The sequence below is a fragment of the Bacteroides sp. MSSM.1001136sp1_RTP21357st2_D2_RTP21359_211015 genome (genome assembly GCF_040913205.1).
Classification (GTDB): Bacteria; Bacteroidota; Bacteroidia; order Bacteroidales; family Bacteroidaceae; genus Bacteroides; species Bacteroides ovatus.
The window spans coordinates 218,400-238,092 of sequence record NZ_JBDFVF010000001.1; the positions used below are offsets into that span (position 1 = coordinate 218,400).

16 protein-coding genes are annotated in these 19,693 nt (G+C 42.9%); 6 read left to right on the forward strand and 10 right to left on the reverse strand.

What is annotated here, in order from left to right; translation table 11 throughout:
* Nucleotides 1–33: 33 nt before the first annotated feature.
* A complete protein-coding gene (gene lepA, locus AB5217_RS00920) occupies nucleotides 34–1,815 on the forward strand; it encodes a translation elongation factor 4 (protein WP_004295604.1) in 1,782 nt (593 codons plus the stop codon).
* A 139-nt stretch (nucleotides 1,816–1,954) separates the two neighbouring features.
* Nucleotides 1,955–3,133, forward strand: coding sequence for a sodium:proton antiporter (locus AB5217_RS00925; protein WP_368112859.1), 1,179 nt, complete (start codon nucleotides 1,955–1,957; stop codon nucleotides 3,131–3,133).
* Nucleotides 3,134–3,287: 154 nt separating this feature from the next.
* Here AB5217_RS00925 and AB5217_RS00930 read toward each other — a convergent pair whose 3' ends face one another.
* From AB5217_RS00930 to AB5217_RS00945, 4 genes are all read right to left on the reverse strand, one after another.
* A complete protein-coding gene (locus AB5217_RS00930; RefSeq protein WP_004303563.1) occupies nucleotides 3,288–4,523 on the reverse strand; it encodes a DNA recombination protein RmuC in 1,236 nt (411 codons plus the stop codon).
* The gene (gene map, locus AB5217_RS00935) at nucleotides 4,523–5,377 is read right to left on the reverse strand and encodes a type I methionyl aminopeptidase (protein ID WP_008648157.1); all 855 of its coding nucleotides are present in this window, start codon (nucleotides 5,375–5,377) and stop codon (nucleotides 4,523–4,525) included. Before map ends, AB5217_RS00930 begins: the two co-directional genes overlap by 1 nt.
* Nucleotides 5,378–5,477: 100 nt before the next feature.
* Nucleotides 5,478–6,101 carry a DUF4858 domain-containing protein gene (locus AB5217_RS00940; RefSeq protein ID WP_004295608.1) on the reverse strand — a complete coding sequence of 208 codons (624 nt, stop codon included), beginning with the start codon at nucleotides 6,099–6,101 and terminating at the stop codon, nucleotides 5,478–5,480.
* Between the two features lie 111 nt (nucleotides 6,102–6,212).
* Nucleotides 6,213–7,853 (reverse strand): DUF4080 domain-containing protein, encoded by a 1,641-nt coding sequence (locus AB5217_RS00945; protein ID WP_368112860.1) that lies wholly within the window; start codon nucleotides 7,851–7,853, stop codon nucleotides 6,213–6,215.
* A gap of 111 nt (nucleotides 7,854–7,964) precedes the next feature.
* Here AB5217_RS00945 and AB5217_RS00950 point away from each other — a divergent pair, with 111 nt between their 5' ends.
* Entirely contained in the window at nucleotides 7,965–8,378 is a 414-nt protein-coding gene (locus AB5217_RS00950; protein WP_004295611.1) for a hypothetical protein, read from the forward strand.
* A 70-nt stretch (nucleotides 8,379–8,448) separates the two neighbouring features.
* On the opposite strand, the gene AB5217_RS00955 is transcribed toward AB5217_RS00950, so the two are convergent.
* Both AB5217_RS00955 and rlmD read right to left on the reverse strand, forming a co-directional pair.
* On the reverse strand, nucleotides 8,449–9,369 hold the full coding sequence (locus AB5217_RS00955; protein ID WP_004303559.1) for an RluA family pseudouridine synthase: 921 nt from the start codon (nucleotides 9,367–9,369) through the stop codon (nucleotides 8,449–8,451).
* Nucleotides 9,370–9,405: 36 nt separating this feature from the next.
* Complete coding sequence (gene rlmD, locus AB5217_RS00960; RefSeq protein WP_217622112.1) at nucleotides 9,406–10,776, reverse strand: 23S rRNA (uracil(1939)-C(5))-methyltransferase RlmD; 1,371 nt, start codon at nucleotides 10,774–10,776, stop codon at nucleotides 9,406–9,408.
* A gap of 247 nt (nucleotides 10,777–11,023) precedes the next feature.
* Here rlmD and ppdK point away from each other — a divergent pair, with 247 nt between their 5' ends.
* The 3 genes from ppdK (at nucleotide 11,024) to AB5217_RS00975 (ending at nucleotide 15,272) form a co-directional block, all read left to right on the forward strand.
* Nucleotides 11,024–13,744, forward strand: a complete 2,721-nt coding sequence (gene ppdK, locus AB5217_RS00965) for a pyruvate, phosphate dikinase (RefSeq protein WP_087306153.1) — start codon at nucleotides 11,024–11,026, stop codon at nucleotides 13,742–13,744.
* A 244-nt stretch (nucleotides 13,745–13,988) separates the two neighbouring features.
* Complete coding sequence (locus AB5217_RS00970; protein ID WP_004295700.1) at nucleotides 13,989–14,504, forward strand: outer membrane beta-barrel protein; 516 nt, start codon at nucleotides 13,989–13,991, stop codon at nucleotides 14,502–14,504.
* Between the two features lie 195 nt (nucleotides 14,505–14,699).
* A complete protein-coding gene (locus AB5217_RS00975; protein ID WP_004295701.1) occupies nucleotides 14,700–15,272 on the forward strand; it encodes a porin family protein in 573 nt (190 codons plus the stop codon).
* Nucleotides 15,273–15,408: 136 nt separating this feature from the next.
* Here AB5217_RS00975 and AB5217_RS00980 read toward each other — a convergent pair whose 3' ends face one another.
* From AB5217_RS00980 to thiC, 4 genes are all read right to left on the reverse strand, one after another.
* Nucleotides 15,409–16,017: a thiamine phosphate synthase gene (locus AB5217_RS00980; RefSeq protein WP_004295702.1), complete on the reverse strand. Its 609-nt coding sequence runs from the start codon at nucleotides 16,015–16,017 to the stop codon at nucleotides 15,409–15,411.
* 62 nt (nucleotides 16,018–16,079) lie between these two features.
* The gene (locus tag AB5217_RS00985; RefSeq protein ID WP_004303541.1) at nucleotides 16,080–16,772 is read right to left on the reverse strand and encodes a HesA/MoeB/ThiF family protein; all 693 of its coding nucleotides are present in this window, start codon (nucleotides 16,770–16,772) and stop codon (nucleotides 16,080–16,082) included.
* A gap of 4 nt (nucleotides 16,773–16,776) precedes the next feature.
* Complete coding sequence (thiH, locus tag AB5217_RS00990; protein WP_004295704.1) at nucleotides 16,777–17,901, reverse strand: 2-iminoacetate synthase ThiH; 1,125 nt, start codon at nucleotides 17,899–17,901, stop codon at nucleotides 16,777–16,779.
* A 90-nt stretch (nucleotides 17,902–17,991) separates the two neighbouring features.
* Nucleotides 17,992–19,689, reverse strand: coding sequence for a phosphomethylpyrimidine synthase ThiC (thiC, locus tag AB5217_RS00995; protein WP_032843587.1), 1,698 nt, complete (start codon nucleotides 19,687–19,689; stop codon nucleotides 17,992–17,994).
* Nucleotides 19,690–19,693: the final 4 nt, after the last annotated feature.

The following is a 19,693-nucleotide window of genomic DNA, read 5'->3' on the forward strand; positions in this document are numbered from 1 at the left end:
CACACCAAAAAGATAAAATAATAAGAATTCAGAATGAAGAATATTCGCAACTTTTGCATTATTGCTCATATTGACCACGGTAAGTCAACGTTGGCCGACCGTCTGTTGGAGTTTACTAACACCATTCAGGTGACTTCAGGGCAGATGCTTGATAATATGGATCTGGAAAAAGAAAGAGGGATCACTATCAAGAGCCATGCGATCCAGATGGAATATACTTATCAGGGGGAGAAGTATGTCCTTAACCTGATTGATACTCCGGGACACGTGGACTTTTCGTATGAGGTGTCACGTTCTATCGCTGCATGTGAAGGGGCATTGCTGATTGTCGATGCTTCGCAGGGAGTGCAGGCGCAGACGATCTCGAATCTGTATATGGCCATTGAACACGACCTTGAGATTATTCCGGTTATCAATAAATGCGATATGGCGAGCGCCAATCCCGAAGAAGTGGAGGACGAAATCGTTGAACTGTTGGGTTGCAAGCGCGAGGAGGTAATCCGTGCATCCGGTAAAACGGGTATGGGAGTGGAAGAGATACTGGCTGCTGTGATTGAACGTATTCCTCATCCCGAAGGGAATGAAGAGGCGCCGTTGCAGGCTTTGATTTTCGACTCTGTATTCAACTCTTTCCGTGGAATTATAGCTTATTTCAAGATTGAAAACGGCACGATTCGCAAGGGCGACAAGGTGAAGTTTTTCAATACGGGAAAAGAGTATGATGCCGATGAAATAGGGGTGTTGAAAATGGATATGGTGCCTCGTAACGAACTTCGTACGGGGGATGTAGGATATATAATTTCCGGTATCAAAACTTCCAAAGAGGTGAAGGTGGGAGATACCATTACACATATTGCCCGTCCGTGTGACAAGGCTATTGCCGGGTTTGAGGAGGTGAAGCCGATGGTGTTTGCCGGAGTGTACCCGATTGAGGCGGAAGATTTCGAAGATCTTCGCGCGTCTTTGGAAAAGTTGCAGCTGAATGATGCGTCGTTGACTTTCCAGCCGGAGTCTTCATTGGCTTTGGGTTTTGGTTTCCGTTGCGGTTTCCTCGGATTGCTCCACATGGAGATTGTGCAGGAGCGTCTGGACCGTGAGTTTGACATGAATGTGATTACTACGGTACCGAACGTGTCCTACCATATATATGATAAGCAGGGCAATATGAAGGAGGTGCACAACCCCGGTGGTATGCCCGACCCGACGATGATTGACCATATCGAGGAACCGTATATCAAAGCATCTATTATTACAACGACTGATTATATCGGTTCGATTATGACGCTTTGTCTGGGTAAACGCGGTGAATTGATTAAACAGGAATATATCTCCGGTAACCGGGTGGAAATCTATTACAATATGCCTTTGGGAGAAATTGTGATTGACTTTTATGATAAGTTGAAGAGTATTTCTAAAGGGTATGCGTCGTTTGATTATCATCCGAATGGTTTCCGTACTTCGAAGCTGGTGAAGCTGGATATTTTGTTGAACGGTGAGCCTGTGGATGCACTTTCTACTTTGACGCATATTGACAATGCTTACGATATGGGACGCCGGATGTGTGAGAAGCTGAAAGAGCTTATTCCGCGCCAGCAGTTTGATATTGCCATTCAGGCAGCTATCGGGGCTAAGATTATTTCCCGTGAAACGATTAAGGCTGTTCGTAAGGATGTGACAGCGAAGTGTTATGGTGGTGACGTGAGCCGTAAACGTAAACTGCTTGAAAAGCAGAAAAAAGGTAAAAAACGAATGAAACAAATCGGTAACGTGGAAGTGCCGCAAAAAGCCTTCCTCGCCGTACTGAAGCTGGATTAAAAATACTGCCGCAAGCAATTTTTCAGAGATCTGTTCTGAACAAATTGACTTGCGGTTAGTTTTTAATACACCAGGTGATTGCCTTCTGTCTGCAGAGCTTTCCTTGGCAATTACTTTTTAGCAACAAACAACTATAAATATGAGAAAAGTTCTGTCTTTTTCGGGCTTCCTGATGTTGGGGCTCGTGGTTTCGCAATTCCTGCCGATGATGGCAGGAGATGGGTATGGAGCTGTTAAATCCATATCGAATGTACTACTCTATGTATGCCTTAGTTTTATAATGATTAATGTAGGCCGTGAGTTCGTCCTTGATAAAACGCGGTGGAAAAGTTACGCTCAAGATTATTTTATTGCAATGGCTACGGCTGCTTTACCGTGGTTTATGATTGCCATTTATTATGTGTTTATTTTGCTTCCGCCCGAGTTTTGGAATAGTTGGGAAGCGTGGAAGGAGAATTTATTGTTAAGCCGTTTTGCTGCACCTACATCAGCCGGTATTCTGTTTACGATGTTGGCGGCTATCGGACTGAAGTCCAGTTGGATTTATAAGAAAATACAGGTATTGGCAATTTTCGATGACTTGGATACGATTCTTTTAATGATTCCTCTTCAGATTATGATGATCGGGCTGCGCTGGCAGTTGATTATTGTGGTGGTGATTGTGTTCTTGTTATTGTCGATCGGCTGGCAAAGATTGAATAAGTATGATTGGCGTCAGGATTGGAAGGCTATCCTCTTTTATTCAGTGATTATATTTCTGGCTACTCAAATACTGTATCTGGGGAGTAAAGAATTGTATGGGGACGAGGGAAGTATTCATATTGAAGTCCTGTTGCCGGCATTTGTTCTGGGTATGATTATGAAACATAAGGAATATGACACACCTGTGGAACGAAAGGTGTCTACCGGGATTTCATTTTTCTTCATGTTCCTGGTGGGAATGAGTATGCCGCATTTTATCGGAGTGAACTTTGCGGAGACTCATGCAGGTTCTTATTCTGTAACGGGATCACAGGAGATGATGTCGTGGGGAATGATTATGTTTCATGTGGTGATTGTCTCTTTATTGTCGAATATAGGAAAGCTTTGTCCGATGTTCTTCTATCGTGACCGGAAATTAAGTGAGCGACTGGCTCTTTCCATCGGTATGTTTACCCGTGGTGAGGTAGGGGCCGGAATCATTTTCATTGCATTGGGATATAACTTGGGTGGCCCGGCATTGGTTATTTCAGTGCTTACTCTGGTATTGAATCTGATTCTGACGGGTATCTTCGTTCTTTGGGTGAAGAATTTGGCTTTGCGGAGTTATGCGGATTAACGTGATATGGAAATGTTGTAGAGCATTTTCTATTTAGTGTCGAGGTGTGTCGAAACACTCTCTCTAATTTTTTAGGCGCGGATTATACGAATTGCACGGATAAGTTTATTTTCTTTCCGTGTTTATCGTGTAATCCGTGCCTAAATAATATCAGTTAGTAATCTGTCAAATCGTCCTCTACGTCAATAGGGAGAATCTTTTGGCTTTCTTCGTGTGGCAACTGTTCCACTTGCCGCAGTTTGCGTTCGATGGCACGTGTTCGTTTTCCCATGACTTCTTCGAGTTGGTCACCGGCGCTTTGCAGGTTCTTTTGTACTTTTTCAAGTAATCCTCCGAATTTACTGAATTCTGTTTTGACAGCTCCCAATACGGTCCAGACTTCTCCGGTACGTTTTTGGATAGCAAGCGTGCGGAATCCCATCTGAAGACTGTTGAGGATGGCGCCTAATGTTGTCGGACCTGTAACTACAATCTTATACTCCTTTTGGAGTGTTTCGATGAGACTGGTGCGTCGGATTACTTCGGCATATATGCTTTCAAACGGGAGGAACATGATGGCAAAATCTGTGGTAAAAGGCGGGTCCACATACTTATCATGAATGTCTTTTGCCATCTTTTTGATTGTATTTTCCAATTGTTTGCCGGACGATTCCATCAATGCTGCGTCTCCCGCTTCGAATGCATCGTAATATTGTTCGTATACATCTTTCGGAAATTTGGCGTCGATGGGGAGGTAGACGGTGCTGTTGGCGTCATCTTTTCCCGGAAGCTTGATGGCAAATTCTACAAATTCGGTTCCGCTCTTTTTGGTTTTGACATTGGCGTCGTACTGTTCGGGGCTCATCATTTGTTCTAAGAGTGCACCCAGTTGGACTTCGCCGAACGTTCCTCTCATCTTTACGTTGCTCAATACCTTTTTTAGTCCGCCGACATCTTGAGCAAGAGATTTCATTTCTCCCAGTCCTTTTTGCACGTTCTCAAGTTGCGAACGGACGATTTCGAATGATTGGCCGATACGTTCATTCAGGGTTTTCTGGAGCTTTTCTTCCACCATCAGGCGCATATCATCCAGTCGTTTCTCGGTGGATTTCAGTAATGCTTCCTGCTGGCGGGCCATCATGTCGAATTTCTGTCGTTGCAGTTCTCCGGTAGTCATCATATTCTTGTGCAGAACATCTTGGAGCTGTTGCATATTCTGGTTCAGCGTTTGCGTCATTTCCATGCGAAGTTCCCGGATGCTGCGGTTCAGTTCTTCCCGGTTTTCCTGCATTTGCTGGCGCAAGGCTATTTGTAATTGTTCTGCTTGAGTTTGATTGTTGCCTTTGGTTAGTGATAATACAAGTAGGACTATCATTAACACGGCAATAACAATAAGTAGAATCAGTTCCATTAATATGTCAGAATTTCGTTTCCGGTTTCAGTAATCAGAATCATATTTTCCCATTGGGCGGAAGGCAGTCCGTCGTCGGTACAGACAGTCCATCCGTCGGCATCGTCTATAAACACTTCGTAGGTTCCCATATTAATCATGGGTTCGATGGTGAAGGTCATGCCCGGCACAATCATCATGCCTGTGCCCCGGCGTCCGAAATGTTCTACGTCCGGTTCCTCATGGAATTGCATCCCTACGCCATGTCCGCAGAGATCACGGACTACGCTGAATCCGTTCTTTTCTGCATGTTCCTGGATGGCGGCGCCTACATCACCCAGCTGTTTCCAGGGTTGTGCGGCAGCAATTCCTATTTCCATACATTCTTTGGTTACCTGTACTAACTTTTGCATATCGGGGTTGACGTCTCCAATCATAAACATACGGGATGCATCGGAAAAATATCCTTTGTAAATGGTGGAAACATCTACATTGATAATATCTCCGCTTTTCAGAATCTCATTTTTATTGGGTATTCCGTGGCACACTACATCGTTGATGCTGGTGCAAACACTTTTGGGAAAACCTTCGTAGTTGAGTGGGGCAGGGATGGCACCGTGACTGGTAGTGAAATCATACACTAGCACATCAATTTCTTCGGTGGACATGCCTTCCCGGATATTCTCTGAAATATAGTCCAGCAGTGCAGTATTGATCTTGGCACTTTCCCGGATACCTTCCAGTTGCTCGGGAGTACGGAGTACTTTGCGCGGTGGAAGTTTATAACCTTGCTTTCTGTATTTCTGTATTTTTGCTTCTACTTCTGCCGGATAATTAGAGGGGGTAAACCGGAATCCCTTGATAAAGTTCTTCATTATGATAGCATATTTAATCGTATGACAAAGGTACGAGAATAAATGGAAAATATGCTTTCTTGTTTTCTAAAACTTTTCGATTCCTGATTGTCGGCACGGGTTACCATTCGTATGAAACACTAATTTGAGGTATCCATTCCCATCTTTTGCGGAGGACATTGTATTGGTATTGTACCCCTGTTTTTATTTTCCAGTTTTTATTTATTTTGAGAACAACATTACTACCCAATTGGGTGGGTTCCACTTCGGAAGGGAGGCCCCGGTGTTTTCGGGTATCAAGGTTTTGTACGCCATATATGTTGAGAGACCATTTGGGAGATAAATTATATTCTATTTGGCTTTGGATATGAAAGCAACTGGAATTTTCTGCAAAATTACTTTTACTGTGCAGCACAAGATTCTTGTTTATTCTTAACCAGGAGTAAGTGGGTAAAAAGGTGGAACCCGGTTTTAGGAATGTCTGATAAGTGCGAATGGAAGGTTTCGAAAAAATCATGGAAGATTTTAAAGTCGGTAGTGTGGGATCAAAATCTACAAATGGTTTTCGAGAGTACATGTTTTGCTCTACTTTCTCGATAAACTTTCTATTTATCTTGATCTCCTGACCGGATTCCAGCATTTGCTGAAGTCTCAATGAATCCTGTTTGTTCCATTCTTGTCCTGTTGCGGATAAGGGGAACAATAATAGGCAAAAAATATTGAATTGATATTTTCGAATGTCCATACACTGTGCTAGTAAAGTTTATTGTATGGACGGTGGAAAACAGGAAATGCTGCTCTAAACGATTAGCGACTAATAATAATTTCACATAATATGAGAATACTTTTCTTTTATTTATGATAGTTTTTTAGCTTTGAAAACCGGTTGTATCTTCTGAATCTCCGATTCAAAACCAAACCAGTAACCATGTCCTTCTTCATCGGTGGGAAGGAAACATAATCGTAGATTCTCGCGATATGCTCCGTATTCTATTTCCCAGCTTTCAGGTGGTAGCTGTCTTTTGGTTCTTACTTTTTCTGCCGGAGCTTTTTTTAATGACATACCCGCTTCTATCCATGCAATGCTGACTTGTGTCAGGTAGTCGGGATAATGATTCTTGCAGAAGTCATAGAGGATTAATCCTCTTTTTTCCAGGCTAAGAGGGGTGTCAATCACATCTGTTTGAACTAAATGATCGAGTAACTCATGTATAAAATGAGGGTTTTCGAGAATGAGTATCCGTGTGATGCTTCGCCAAGTTGGGGTATTATAGAAACCGTCTAACAGGCGGGACAGATAATGTGCTGTCTGTAATTCATCTACGGTGATTTCACGAGTTTGAAGAACTTCGTATGGAGGGAGTGGAGAGTACTGTATGCCTAATTCGTCCGCTCTTCTTTTCATTTCGGTGCCCGGAAGTAATTTGAGGGATTCCAGTTGAATTTCTCCTGCGCCATACTCTGCTAAAGTACGGACATCATCGAAAATTTCTGATAGATGGTAGAGTGGGAGCCCTGCTATTAAGTCGGCATGGGTTTCCATGTTTTCAAGGGAACATAGATACTTGAGTCCGGCCAAAGCATCGGAGAGTTTGCCTATTCTCCGGCTTTGTTCAAGCACGTTTTCCCGAAGGCTTTGGATTCCGGCTTCCAGGTGTAGCAGTCTTTTAGGAAGGGTGGCTAATTCCTGTTTGAGTTCATCGGAAAGGAGTGCAGGATGAATTTCCAGATGAAAACAGATATCCGGGTATTCGCGGAATAGATTTAGTAATTCTTTTGCCCGTTTGTTGTTGTAATTGAAAGTGCGGTCCAGTACCCGTACATTCTTGATTCCGTGTTGGTGTATCACGTCAAGACGTTTCCGGGTTGCTTCAAGAGATAGGGTGCGAACCGGTTTTTCACCTCCACTGACACAAAAGGCACAGGTGTTAAAACATCCGCGGGTAGTTTCTAATTGCACAAAGGGTTTGCTCCAATTGAAGAAACGGCTCTCTTCAGGAGGGACTAATTCGGAAAAGTTCATGACACGGGCGAGCCCGTTGTCATGGTATGCTTCCGATTCATCCAGATAGCAGAGTCCTGTGATTGATTTCCATTCTTTTCTTGGCTGATTCCACACTTTTAACCATAAAGGAAATACTTCTTCGCCTTCTCCGCGAAACACTCCGCTTACAAATTTGTTCTTATATAAGAAAGCTTCATTATCTCCTAAAAACTCGGGACCTCCGAGTATAACACAGCAGTGAGGTAGTAACGTTTTTGCGCGTGAAACGATGTGCAGGAGTTGCTCGTGATTAAATAGCCAGTTGGTAGCTGCAATGATGTCCGGTTGATGGCGGTAGATTTGATTGACGACACTACCGGTATTTTCATTGATAGTGGCGGAGACCGTACACCATTCAATGTCTGTATTATTTGCTATCTGGGCATGTAAGGCTGGCAATGCCAGCGAAGAATGAGCGTACGAACTATTTAAATCAAGCCAAAGAAGTTTCATGTGGAAAATTTAATATTATCTTTGCAAAGGTACAAAAAACTTGTGGCTTGTGATGTATAGTAAATATAAAATGCTAATTTTGTATTAATAAACGCAATAAACTAGAGAATTATGAAAATGATAAAAAGATATGCAGGTATCTTAATGATGCTGACTTTATTGGTTGGCTTTACTTCGTGTGAGAGTGAAGAAGAGACAGAATTTAATCTGCCTGGCGAGTGGTATACTAATGAAGAAATTGATTTCGGGGCATATACCTGGGGAAGAGGTACGCTCATGACATTTAATGCGAGAAATCAAGGAACGATTGGTTCTGCTGGTGATCCAAATTATCTGGTTTTTGAGTGGAGATGGATTGATGGAGGATATAATTCAATGGAATTATTTTTCTACGGTGACCGCACTTATGCCTATATTTGGGGTGCAGAAGCTACCGGCAGGACATTTAGTGGAACATGGTATAATAATTGGCAGGATTTTAGAGATAGAATAGATGGACAGCCATTTTATATGAGGCGTCAATAAAATAATAATGAAGATTAAAAATAAAGCCAGAGTCGATTATGATTCTGGCTTTATTTTTGAATATGGGAATTTATTTTTTCAGAAACAACTTCTTAAACTCCGCCGGATAAGGCGTCTCGAACTCCATCAAATCTCCCGTTACCGGATGATAGAAACAAAGTTTGAAAGCATGGAGTGCCAGTCGTCCGATAGGGTTGGGAGCATCTTCTCTTCCATATCTTCCATCACCGATAATAGGATGTCCTAAATCTTGCATGTGTACACGAATCTGATTCTTTCGGCCGGTTTCCAGATCGAGTTCCAACAGAGAATATCCGTTGGCACGTTTGATGGTCTTATAGTGGGTAATAGATTTTGATCCACCGTCATCATATTCACTGGAACTTACATAAAGCGTTTTATCAGTCAGCCAGGAAACGACTGTATCATAATCTTTTTCCATACTTCCCTCCACCACAGCTACATATCGACGGTCAGTCACGATATCGTGCCAGTTATCACGTAGTGTCCGCTGTGTTTTTTCGTCTTTAGCAAACATCATCAGGCCGGAAGTGTCCCTGTCCAGGCGATGAACGATAAACACACGGAATTGACGTCCGGAACGTTGCACGTATTCGTTAAGTATTGTATAGGCTGTGCGCTCTTTCTGTCTTTCTGTATTGACTGATAAAAGTCCTTGCATCTTTTCGACAACAATGATATATGCGTCTTCATACACGATTTTCAGCAGTCTGTTATTAAATTCTTTTTTTCCCTTTTGTTTGCTGATTTGCACTTTCATGCCCGCTTCAAGAGGAAAGTTGAATTGTGTGGTTATCACATTATCAACAAATACAACCCGTTTGCTTAACAACGATTTTAATTTCGTACGACTTGCGTCCGGCATCTTGGCAGCCAGGAACTCCATTAGTTCCATGGGTTCTTTCACTGCATAATTGGTATATTGAGCACGTGCTTTTTCAGCAGGAGTTCTTCTAGGTCTTTTTCCCATTTCTTTTTTCTTTTGAAATTCTATTATCACCACGGATTATCGAAGTTCCAGCAACACCACATTTTCTACGTGGTGGGTGTGAGGGAACATATCTACCGGTTGAATGGCTTTCACCTTGTATTTCTCATCGAGTAATTGCAAATCCCGTGCTTGAGTAGCAGGATTACAACTTACATACACAATCCGTTTCGGTTCGGCAAACAAGATGACATCAACTACATCCTGGTGCATACCGGCACGAGGAGGATCAGTAATGATTACATCCGGGCGTCCATGCTGATTGATGAAATCCTGCGTCAGTATATCCTTCATATCACCGGCATAAAACAATGCATTCTTGATATCATTGATTTCTGCATTTACCTTTGCGTCTTCGATAGCTTCCGGCACATATTCGATACCGATTACCTGGCGAGCCTGGCGTGATACGAAGTTGGCGATTGTTCCCGTTCCTGTATAGAGGTCATATACCAGTTCATTGCCTGTTAATCCGGCAAATTCACGGGCTACTTTATATAAATTATAAGCCTGTTCCGAGTTGGTCTGATAGAATGATTTCGGTCCTACTTTGAAACGCAGTCCCTCCATTTCTTCAAAGATGTGATCTTTCCCTTTAAATACATGCACATCCAAATCATTGATTGTGTCATTGCACTTATTATTAATAATGTATAGAAGAGAAGTGATTTCTGGGAAAGAGTCCGCTACGAATTGGAGTAACTGCTTGAACAGTTCCATTTCGTGATCTTCTGTAATCTTGCAAATGACGATTACCATCAGTTCGCCAGTTGAAGAGGTGCGTACAATCATATTCCGCAGCATACCTTCCTGTGTGCGCAGATTGATGAAAGAGTAATCGTGCTCGTAAGCGTAGTCACGTACAGCGTTGCGGATACGGTTGGATATATCATCCTGTAACCAGCATTTCTCAATAGCCAGCACCTTGTCAAAGGCTCCCGGAATGTGGAAACCCACCGCATTCATCTGGTCATACTTCACATCCTGACGAACTTCTTCGTTTGTCAACCAGCGTTTATTTGAGAAGGTGAATTCCAGTTTGTTCCTGTAGAATTCCGTCTTGTCAGAACCGAGAATTGGAGAAATTTCGGGAAGTTCGATTTTCCCGATACGTCTCAAATTATCTTCCACTTGCTTTTGCTTATATCTGATCTGCTCCGAATAGGGGAGCACTTGCCACTTGCAGCCACCGCATACGCCATAGTGTTGGCAGAAAGGAACAGCGCGATTGGGCGACAGCTCGTGAAACTTCACCGCTTCAGCTTCGGCATATTTATTCTTTTTACGCTTGATTTGCAGGTCTACGACATCACCCGGCACTACATAGGGAACAAAAATCACCAGGTCGTTTACTTTTGCGATGGCTTTTCCTTCGGCAGCCACATCCATGATTGTTACCTTCTCCAATAAGGGAAGCTCTTTTTTCTTTCTTGCCACTTTTACACCAGTCTAATAATTACTTTGCAAAAGTAGGTATTTTTTTTGGAAAAAATTCGGGTATACAGAAATATTCCGGATTGTAATGTCGAAATTGCATTTTGATAGAAAGTTTTTTCGCAAAAAGTTTTCAAGTTTGCGAAATATCCTTAGATTTGCGAACAGAAAAAAATCATAATGTAACTTTAAACACAATATTATGGATAAAAAAAGAGTTTATACCTTTGGTAATGGTCAGGCAGAAGGAAAGGCTGACATGAAGAATTTGCTCGGTGGTAAGGGAGCCAACCTTGCAGAAATGAATTTAATCGGAATTCCTGTCCCTCCCGGATTCACAATAACTACAGATGTTTGTACGGAATACAATACGTTAGGACGTGATAAAGTGGTTGAGCTGCTGAAAGATGAAGTGGTAAAAGCAATCACTCACGTGGAAACGTTGATGAAATCTAAATTCGGTGACGTTGAAAATCCTTTGTTGGTGTCTGTACGTTCCGGTGCGCGCGCATCTATGCCGGGTATGATGGATACGATTCTGAACTTGGGATTGAATGACGAAGTGGTAGAAGGTATTATCCGTAAGACAGGTAATGCACGCTTTGCATGGGACTCTTATCGTCGTTTTGTGCAGATGTACGGTGACGTAGTATTGGGCATGAAGCCTACCAATAAAGAAGATATCGACCCCTTCGAAGCAATCATCGAAGAGGTGAAAAAAGAGAAAGGGGTAGAACTGGATAACGAGTTGAAAGTGGAAGACTTGCAGGAACTCGTAAAGAAATTTAAAGCTGCCGTAAAGGAACAGACCGGAAAAGATTTCCCGACTGGTGCATACGAACAACTTTGGGGAGCTATATGTGCCGTATTTGATTCATGGATGAATGAACGCGCTATCCTTTACCGTAAGATGGAAAGTATACCTGATGAATGGGGTACAGCTGTCAATGTACAGGCTATGGTGTTCGGTAATATGGGTGAAACTTCGGCTACTGGTGTTTGTTTCTCACGTGATGCCGGTACGGGTGAAGACCTTTTCAATGGTGAATATCTGATTAACGCACAAGGTGAAGATGTAGTGGCCGGTATCCGTACTCCGCAACAGATCACCAAGATTGGTTCTCAACGTTGGGCTGTATTGGCTGGTGTGACCGAAGATGTTCGCGCAGCAAAGTTCCCTTCCATGGAAGAGGCAATGCCGGAAATCTATAAAGAATTAGATGCTCTCCAGACTAAACTGGAAAATCATTATAAAGATATGCAGGACATGGAGTTCACCGTACAAGAAGGTAAACTCTGGTTCCTTCAGACACGTAACGGTAAGCGTACAGGTGCTGCCATGGTGAAGATCGCTATGGATTTGCTCCGTCAGGGCATGATTGACGAAAAGACTGCTTTGATGCGCGTGGAACCGAATAAACTCGATGAATTGCTTCACCCTGTATTCGATAAGGATGCTTTGAAGAAAGCCAAAGTGTTGACTCGTGGTCTTCCGGCTTCTCCGGGTGCTGCAACCGGTCAGGTGGTGTTCTTTGCTGACGACGCTGCTGAATGGCATGCTGCCGGTAAACGTGTGGTAATGGTTCGTATCGAAACTTCTCCGGAAGACTTGGCCGGTATGGCAGTTGCCGAAGGTATTCTTACGGCTCGTGGCGGTATGACTTCTCATGCTGCTGTTGTGGCTCGTGGTATGGGTAAATGTTGTGTATCGGGTGCAGGTGCATTGAATATCGATTATAAAAACCGTACCGTAGAAATTGACGGTGTTGTGTTGAAAGAAGGCGATTATATTTCTCTGAACGGAAGTACAGGTGTAGTTTATAATGGTAAGGTAGAAACACAGGCTGCAGAACTTTCCGGTGACTTTGCCGAATTAATGACGCTGGCTGATAAGTATACTCGTCTGCAGGTACGTACAAATGCGGATACTCCTCATGATGCGGAAGTGGCTCGTAACTTCGGTGCAGTAGGTATTGGTCTTTGCCGTACGGAACACATGTTCTTCGAAGGTGAAAAGATCAAGGCAATGCGTGAAATGATTCTGGCGGAAAATGCAGAAGGACGTCGTAAAGCATTGGCTAAGATTCTTCCATACCAACAGGAAGACTTTAAGGGCATCTTTAAAGCAATGGCTGGTTGCCCGGTAACTGTTCGTTTGCTCGATCCTCCTTTGCATGAGTTCGTTCCTCATGATTTGAAGGGACAGCAGGAAATGGCAGATACTATGGGTGTGAGCCTGCAATATATCCAGCAACGTGTAGAATCATTGTGTGAGCATAACCCGATGTTGGGTCACCGTGGTTGCCGTCTGGGAAATACTTATCCTGAAATTACGCAGATGCAGACACGTGCCATCTTGGGTGCTGCACTCGAATTGAAGAAAGAAGGAGTGGAAACTCATCCGGAAATCATGGTTCCATTAACTGGTATCTTGTATGAATTCAAGGAGCAGGAAAATGTAATCCGTGCGGAAGCTAAGAAGTTGTTTGAGGAAGTAGGAGATAGCATTGACTTCAAAGTGGGTACAATGATCGAAATTCCGCGTGCCGCTTTGACTGCCGACCGTATCGCTTCTTCTGCCGAGTTCTTCTCATTCGGTACAAATGACTTAACGCAGATGACCTTCGGTTATTCTCGTGATGATATAGCTTCTTTCCTTCCTGTTTATCTGGAAAAGAAGATTTTGAAAGTAGACCCGTTCCAGGTTCTCGACCAGAATGGCGTGGGACAGTTGGTACGTATGGCTACAGAAAAGGGCCGTGCTATCCGTCCGGATCTGAAATGTGGTATTTGTGGTGAACATGGTGGTGAGCCTTCTTCAGTGAAGTTCTGTCACCGGGTAGGTTTGAACTACGTTAGTTGTTCTCCATTCAGAGTGCCGATTGCCAGATTGGCGGCGGCGCAGGCAGCAATAGAAGGATAGTCAAATACGCTGGTTAGGTACTTAACTATCTGATAAATAGACTGTAAATACTTGTGAAAGTATTTGCAGTCTATTTTATTTTATGCCTGTTGGGTATTGATGTCCGTTTACCACCCAATATTTATTTGGTATTTATTATAAAAAACTAACTAAATGTTTGTTTAATCATAAAAACAGCTTTACATTTGCACCCCAGAAATCGACCGAATTGGGGTCTAACGTTTAATTTAAAAAAACAAAGAAAATGAAAAAGGGTTTATTATTGGTAGTTGTAATGTTAGCAACTATCGCTGTAAAAGCACAAGACATTTACGTAGGCGGATCTTTGAACGTTTGGCGTAACAGCACAGGCAACACTACTTCTTTTAAAGTTGCTCCGGAAGTTGGATACAACTTTAATGAAACATGGGCATTGGGTGCTGAATTGGATTATTCACATAATTATAATGGTGGACTAACAAAAAATTCAGTAATTGTTGCTCCATACATTCGTTGGTCTTACTGTGAAACCGGTGCGGTTCGCCTGTTTCTGGACGGAACTGCTGCTCTCGGCTTCGTGAAGGTTAAAGACGGAGACACTACTAAAGCCGGACAAGTGGGACTTAGACCGGGTATTGCTGTTAAATTGAACGATCACTTCTCTTTCATTGCCAAGTATGGTTTCCTGGGATATCGTAGAAATATAAATACGCTTGGAGATTCTTTTGGTCTTGAACTTACTAGTGAAGATCTTTCAATTGGTTTCCATTACGCATTCTAATAAGAAGAAAACAAATCAACAAATTAGGAAAGGGAGTTCTCAAAAATAGGGAATTCCCTTTTTTTATGTATAATCTCTATAAATTGCGCACTTGTTAACGAAAAAGTTGTTTAATACAAATTACAATTATACATTTGTATTGTTAAACAATGAGGTTAATAGAAACCTTTAGTATTAATTTAAAACTTTAAAATTATGAAGAAGAGTGTTTTGTTTGTTTTATTTGCACTGATTTCAGTGGCAGGTTTCTCTCAAATTACAGGTTGGAATGCCAAAGTAGGTATGAACTTTAGTAATTACACCGGTGATCTTGATCTGAATGCAAAGGTTGGATTCAAACTTGGTGGAGGTTTTGAATATGCTTTTACTGATACATGGTCACTGCAACCTTCATTATTCTTAACTAGTAAAGGTGCAAAGAAAGATGGCAATAGCATTAATGCAATGTATTTGGAATTGCCAGTAATGGCTGCTGCACGTTTCAATGTAGCAGATAATACTAATCTGGTGGTGAATGCAGGTCCTTATTTTGCTTGTGGTATTGCCGGTAAAACAAAGTTTGACTTAGGTAATGACACAGAACGTAAAGTCGACACTTTTGGTGATGATGCTTTGAAGCGTTTTGATGCAGGTCTTGGTGTAGGAGTTGCATTGGAATTTGGTAGAATCATTGCAGGCTTGGATGGTCAATTTGGTCTGGTTGATGTGGAAAAAGTTGGTAATCCTAAAAACATGAACTTCTCTATTATCGTGGGATATAAGTTCTGATAAGAAAACACCGAAAATACAGAAAGCCGTTGCGGAAGACAATTCGCGGCGGCTTTTTTATTTTATGATTGAGAAAGTCATTTCCTTTATTGGATATACAATAGGAATGTACAGTCAGTTTACTATCGGCTTTTTATTAATCTGATAGCTTTTTCAACTTTTTAAAGTGCTCGATTACGGCTAAATAGTTCTGATCCTGACAGGCGTCGAATTTGTTCCAAAGATCTCCTAATACGACAGCTCCTCCGAAACCGAAATCTTTAATCTCCAGCAAATTATCTTCATTGATACCTCCCAATGCCATCACTTTCGAATCGATAATTTTGGCTCTTTGTGCTTCACGCAATTCTTCGGCAGTATATGTTGAATAGTAATTCACTTTAGAGATACTATCATAAATAGGACTCATAAAAACATAGTCGTAAAAATGCTTTCTGTTTTTTACCTCCTCCACTGAATGGCACGAACAGCTGATGTGACCATAATAATCATGCGGCTCTTTGGGATTACGTGCATTCAGGTGGATCCCCATCAGATTAAATTCTTCTTTCAAATAGAAATGTTCATGCGTGACGATACGGCGGTGATATTTATCCGGAATAAGTGTCAATAGCCGTTCCGAATACATAGCCGGAGTTTCCGGCTTCCTAAGATGTAGGACATCCAGCCCCTCTTCGAAAAGAGCGGTAATAATCTTATCTTCTTCGACGAAGAAGGTAGGGGTGGTAACTACAATTAGTTTCATTTCTTTTGTTAAAATTGGATTGCTTAGCAAAGTTACTAATTAACTATGTCAGAAACCAACCTTTATAGTGAAAATTTGTTAGATTGCCATGTCCGCAGGTCGATTGTCCATAGTTCGCCGGCTAAAACATCTCCAAAATCACAGATTATTTTCAGCACTTCCGTAGCTTCAACGCTTCCTACAATAGCAGGAGTAACTCCCATCACACCTTTGGGCGGAGGAGGCATTCGTTGCATTTCTTCTTCATCAGGATAAAGATCCCGGTAGTTCTTTTTCTGGTTTCCATAGTTGAATACAGAAACCTGTCCTTCAAAGCCGCAGATAGCACCATATACGTATGGCTTTTTCTGTTCAATGCAGATATCGTTAATCAGGTAGCGGGTGGCAAAGTTATCACAGCCGTCGACTACTATATCATATTCCTGAATGATATGATAAGCATTTTCTTTCGTCAACCGGGTAGAGTAGGGATGTATTCTGATCTCGCTGTTGAGAGCGGAGAGCCGTTCCGCTGCACAGATAGCTTTCGGTTTGCCCAATTCTTTTTCGGAATAGAGAACTTGTCGTTGCAGGTTAGTGATGCTTACCAAATCGTCATCTACCAGTCCGAGACATCCCACACCGGCGCCTGCTAGGTAGAGAGCGATGGGAGAGCCTAGCCCTCCCACACCTACAATAAGCACTTTGGCTTCCTGCAGTTTCTTCTGACCTTCTTCTCCGATTTCGGGAAGTATGATTTGTCTATCGTATCGCATCTGCCTATCTTTTAAAATCAAAAGACTGATCCCAATCTTTCCAAACTGGTTCGCGACCTAGTTTCTTCAAGTCACGTTCCACTTCAACCGCCTTTCGCTCATCACTTACGTGAAATTGTTCCAGGGTTTGAGGATAACTGTAATATCCTCCCGGTTCAGTTTTACTCTCCGCACTCATGGTTGTAACACCGAGCGTTGCCATGTGATTTCGGATTTCTGCACTTTCACGGGTGGAATAGGAGATGTCTACGTCGTGGTCGAAGATTCGCATCGCGAATGTAAGTTGAGCCAGTTCCCGGTCGTTCATGACTACATTCGGTTGGAAGCCGCCATTTTCAGACGGGCGCATACGTGGGAAATTTACGCTGTATTTCGTTTTCCAGTAATGCTTTTGCAAATAACGTAGATGATAAGCCATCATCGTTACGTCTGTCCGCCATTCTTCCAGACCGATCAGGACACCCATGCCAATCTTATGTACACCTGCCTGTCCCATACGGTCGAAGCCGTCTACACGCCATTCGAATTTAGACTTCATGCCTCTCGGATGATATGTCTTGTAATTTGCTTTATGGTAAGTCTCTTGAAAACAGATCACTCCATTCAGACCATGATTAGTCAGTTCCTGATATTCTTCTGCTTTAAGGGGCATTACTTCAATTTGCAGGTTGCTGAAATAAGGTTTTGCCAAATCCAGCGCCCGGGCAATGTAGGGAACACCTGCTGCGGCAGGGTTTTCACCGGTTACGAGCAGTAGATTTTCAAAAGGAGCCAGTCGTTTGATGGCTTTGTATTCGTTGACAATCTCTTCCTCTGTCAGTATCGTTCTCTTCATCGGATTGCTGATGTGGAAACCGCAATAGACACAGGAGTTGGTACATGAATTAGTCAGGTAGAGTGGTACGAACATGGAGATAGTCTTACCGAACCGTTCCATCGTATATTTCTGACTAAGGCGTGCCATCACTTCCAGATAAGGAGTGGCGGCAGGTGAAATCAGCGCCATAAAGTCGTTGACATCCAGATGCTCTTTTTTACCCAATGCACGGCGTACGTCGGCATCTGTTTTGGAATAGATGGCTTTTGTCGTCTCTTCCCAGGATATTTTTTCTAATTCGTCGGAGAACATTCTTATTAAATTGAGAATTAAAAATTGAAAATTGAAATGAGGGGAGGGCAGGTTCGGTCAGTGGGCTGACTTTCTGTTTCTCCCCACTCATTATTTGTTGGTTTTAGCGCTTTTCTTTAAATCGCGTGACAATCTCATTGCACAGAAATTAGGTCCGCACATCGTACAATATTCTCCATCGATATGATGTCCTGCACGGAAATAGGTCTGCGCCCGCTCCGGGTCGAGAGACAGGTCGAACTGATCTTTCCAGCGGAACTCATAGCGAGCTTTACTCAATGCGTTGTCTCGTACCTGTGCACCCGGGTGTCCTTTTGCCAGGTCAGCGGCATGAGCGGCTATCTTGTAGGTAATGACTCCTACGCGTACATCCTCTTTGTCGGGTAAGGCAAGGTGTTCTTTCGGAGTGACATAACAAAGCATAGCCGTACCCAGCCATCCGATTTGTGCGGCACCGATAGCAGAAGTGATATGGTCGTATCCGGGAGCAATATCCGTCACCAACGGGCCGAGTGTATAGAATGGGGCGTCATGGCATTTTTCAATCTGACGTTCCATGTTCTCTTTGATTTTATGCATCGGAACGTGTCCGGGGCCTTCAATAAATGCCTGAACATTCTTATCCCAGGCACGAAGCACTAATTCTCCCATGGTATCCAGTTCGGCGAACTGCGCTTCATCGTTCGCATCGTAGATAGAACCCGGACGAAGTCCGTCGCCTAAAGAAACGGCTACATCATATTGTGCTAGGATATCACAAATATCATCAAAGTGATCGTATAAGAAACTTTCCTGATCGTGTACGAGACACCATTTACTCATTATGCTTCCTCCACGGCTGACAATACCGCACAACCGCTTATCGGCAAGATGAACATTATGGCGGCGGATCCCTGCATGAATGGTGAAGTAATCTACACCTTGTTCGCATTGTTCAATCAATGTATCCCGGTAGATTTCCCAGGTGAGGTCTTCCACTATGCCGTTCACCTTTTCAAGTGCCTGATAAATAGGAACCGTGCCGACGGGTACGGGACAATTACGGATAATCCATTCGCGTGTTTCATGGATATTTTCTCCTGTGGAAAGATCCATCAAGGTATCGCCACCCCATTTGCAGCTCCACAATGCTTTCTCCACTTCTTCATCTATGCTTGAGGTAGTAGCCGAATTTCCGATATTCGTATTGATTTTCACAAGGAAGTTGCGTCCGATAATCATCGGTTCAGCTTCCGGGTGGTTGATATTGGCCGGTAATACAGCACGTCCTTCTGCAATCTCCTGACGGACAAATTCTGGAGTAATGTGGGTCTTAATTCCCAATTCCTCGCAATTCATGTTCTCGCGGATTGCTACATATTCCATTTCAGGGGTGATAATCCCTCTTTTGGCGTATGCCATTTGAGTGATTGCTTCTCCTTTTTTAGCGCGATAGGGCAGAGCGATGTGCTCGAAACGTAAGTGATCGAGACTTTTATCGTCCCTTCTCATTTGTCCGTATTCCGAAGTAATTTCGGGAAGTTGTTCCACATCACCACGGCCTACAATCCATTCTTCACGCATACGGGGCAGTCCTTTTTTAAGATCAATGCTCATATCTGCATCGCTGAACGGTCCGCTGGTATCATATACATATATCTCCGGGTTCGGTGTTACTATCTTTTCTTCGCCTTCAAAGCTGACACTGGGCACTTGTTCCACTTTCCGCATCGCTACACGGATATTCGGATAAAGTTTACCGGGTAAATAGACTTTCTGCGAGCGGGGGAATTTTATTTTTTGTTCCATAGTT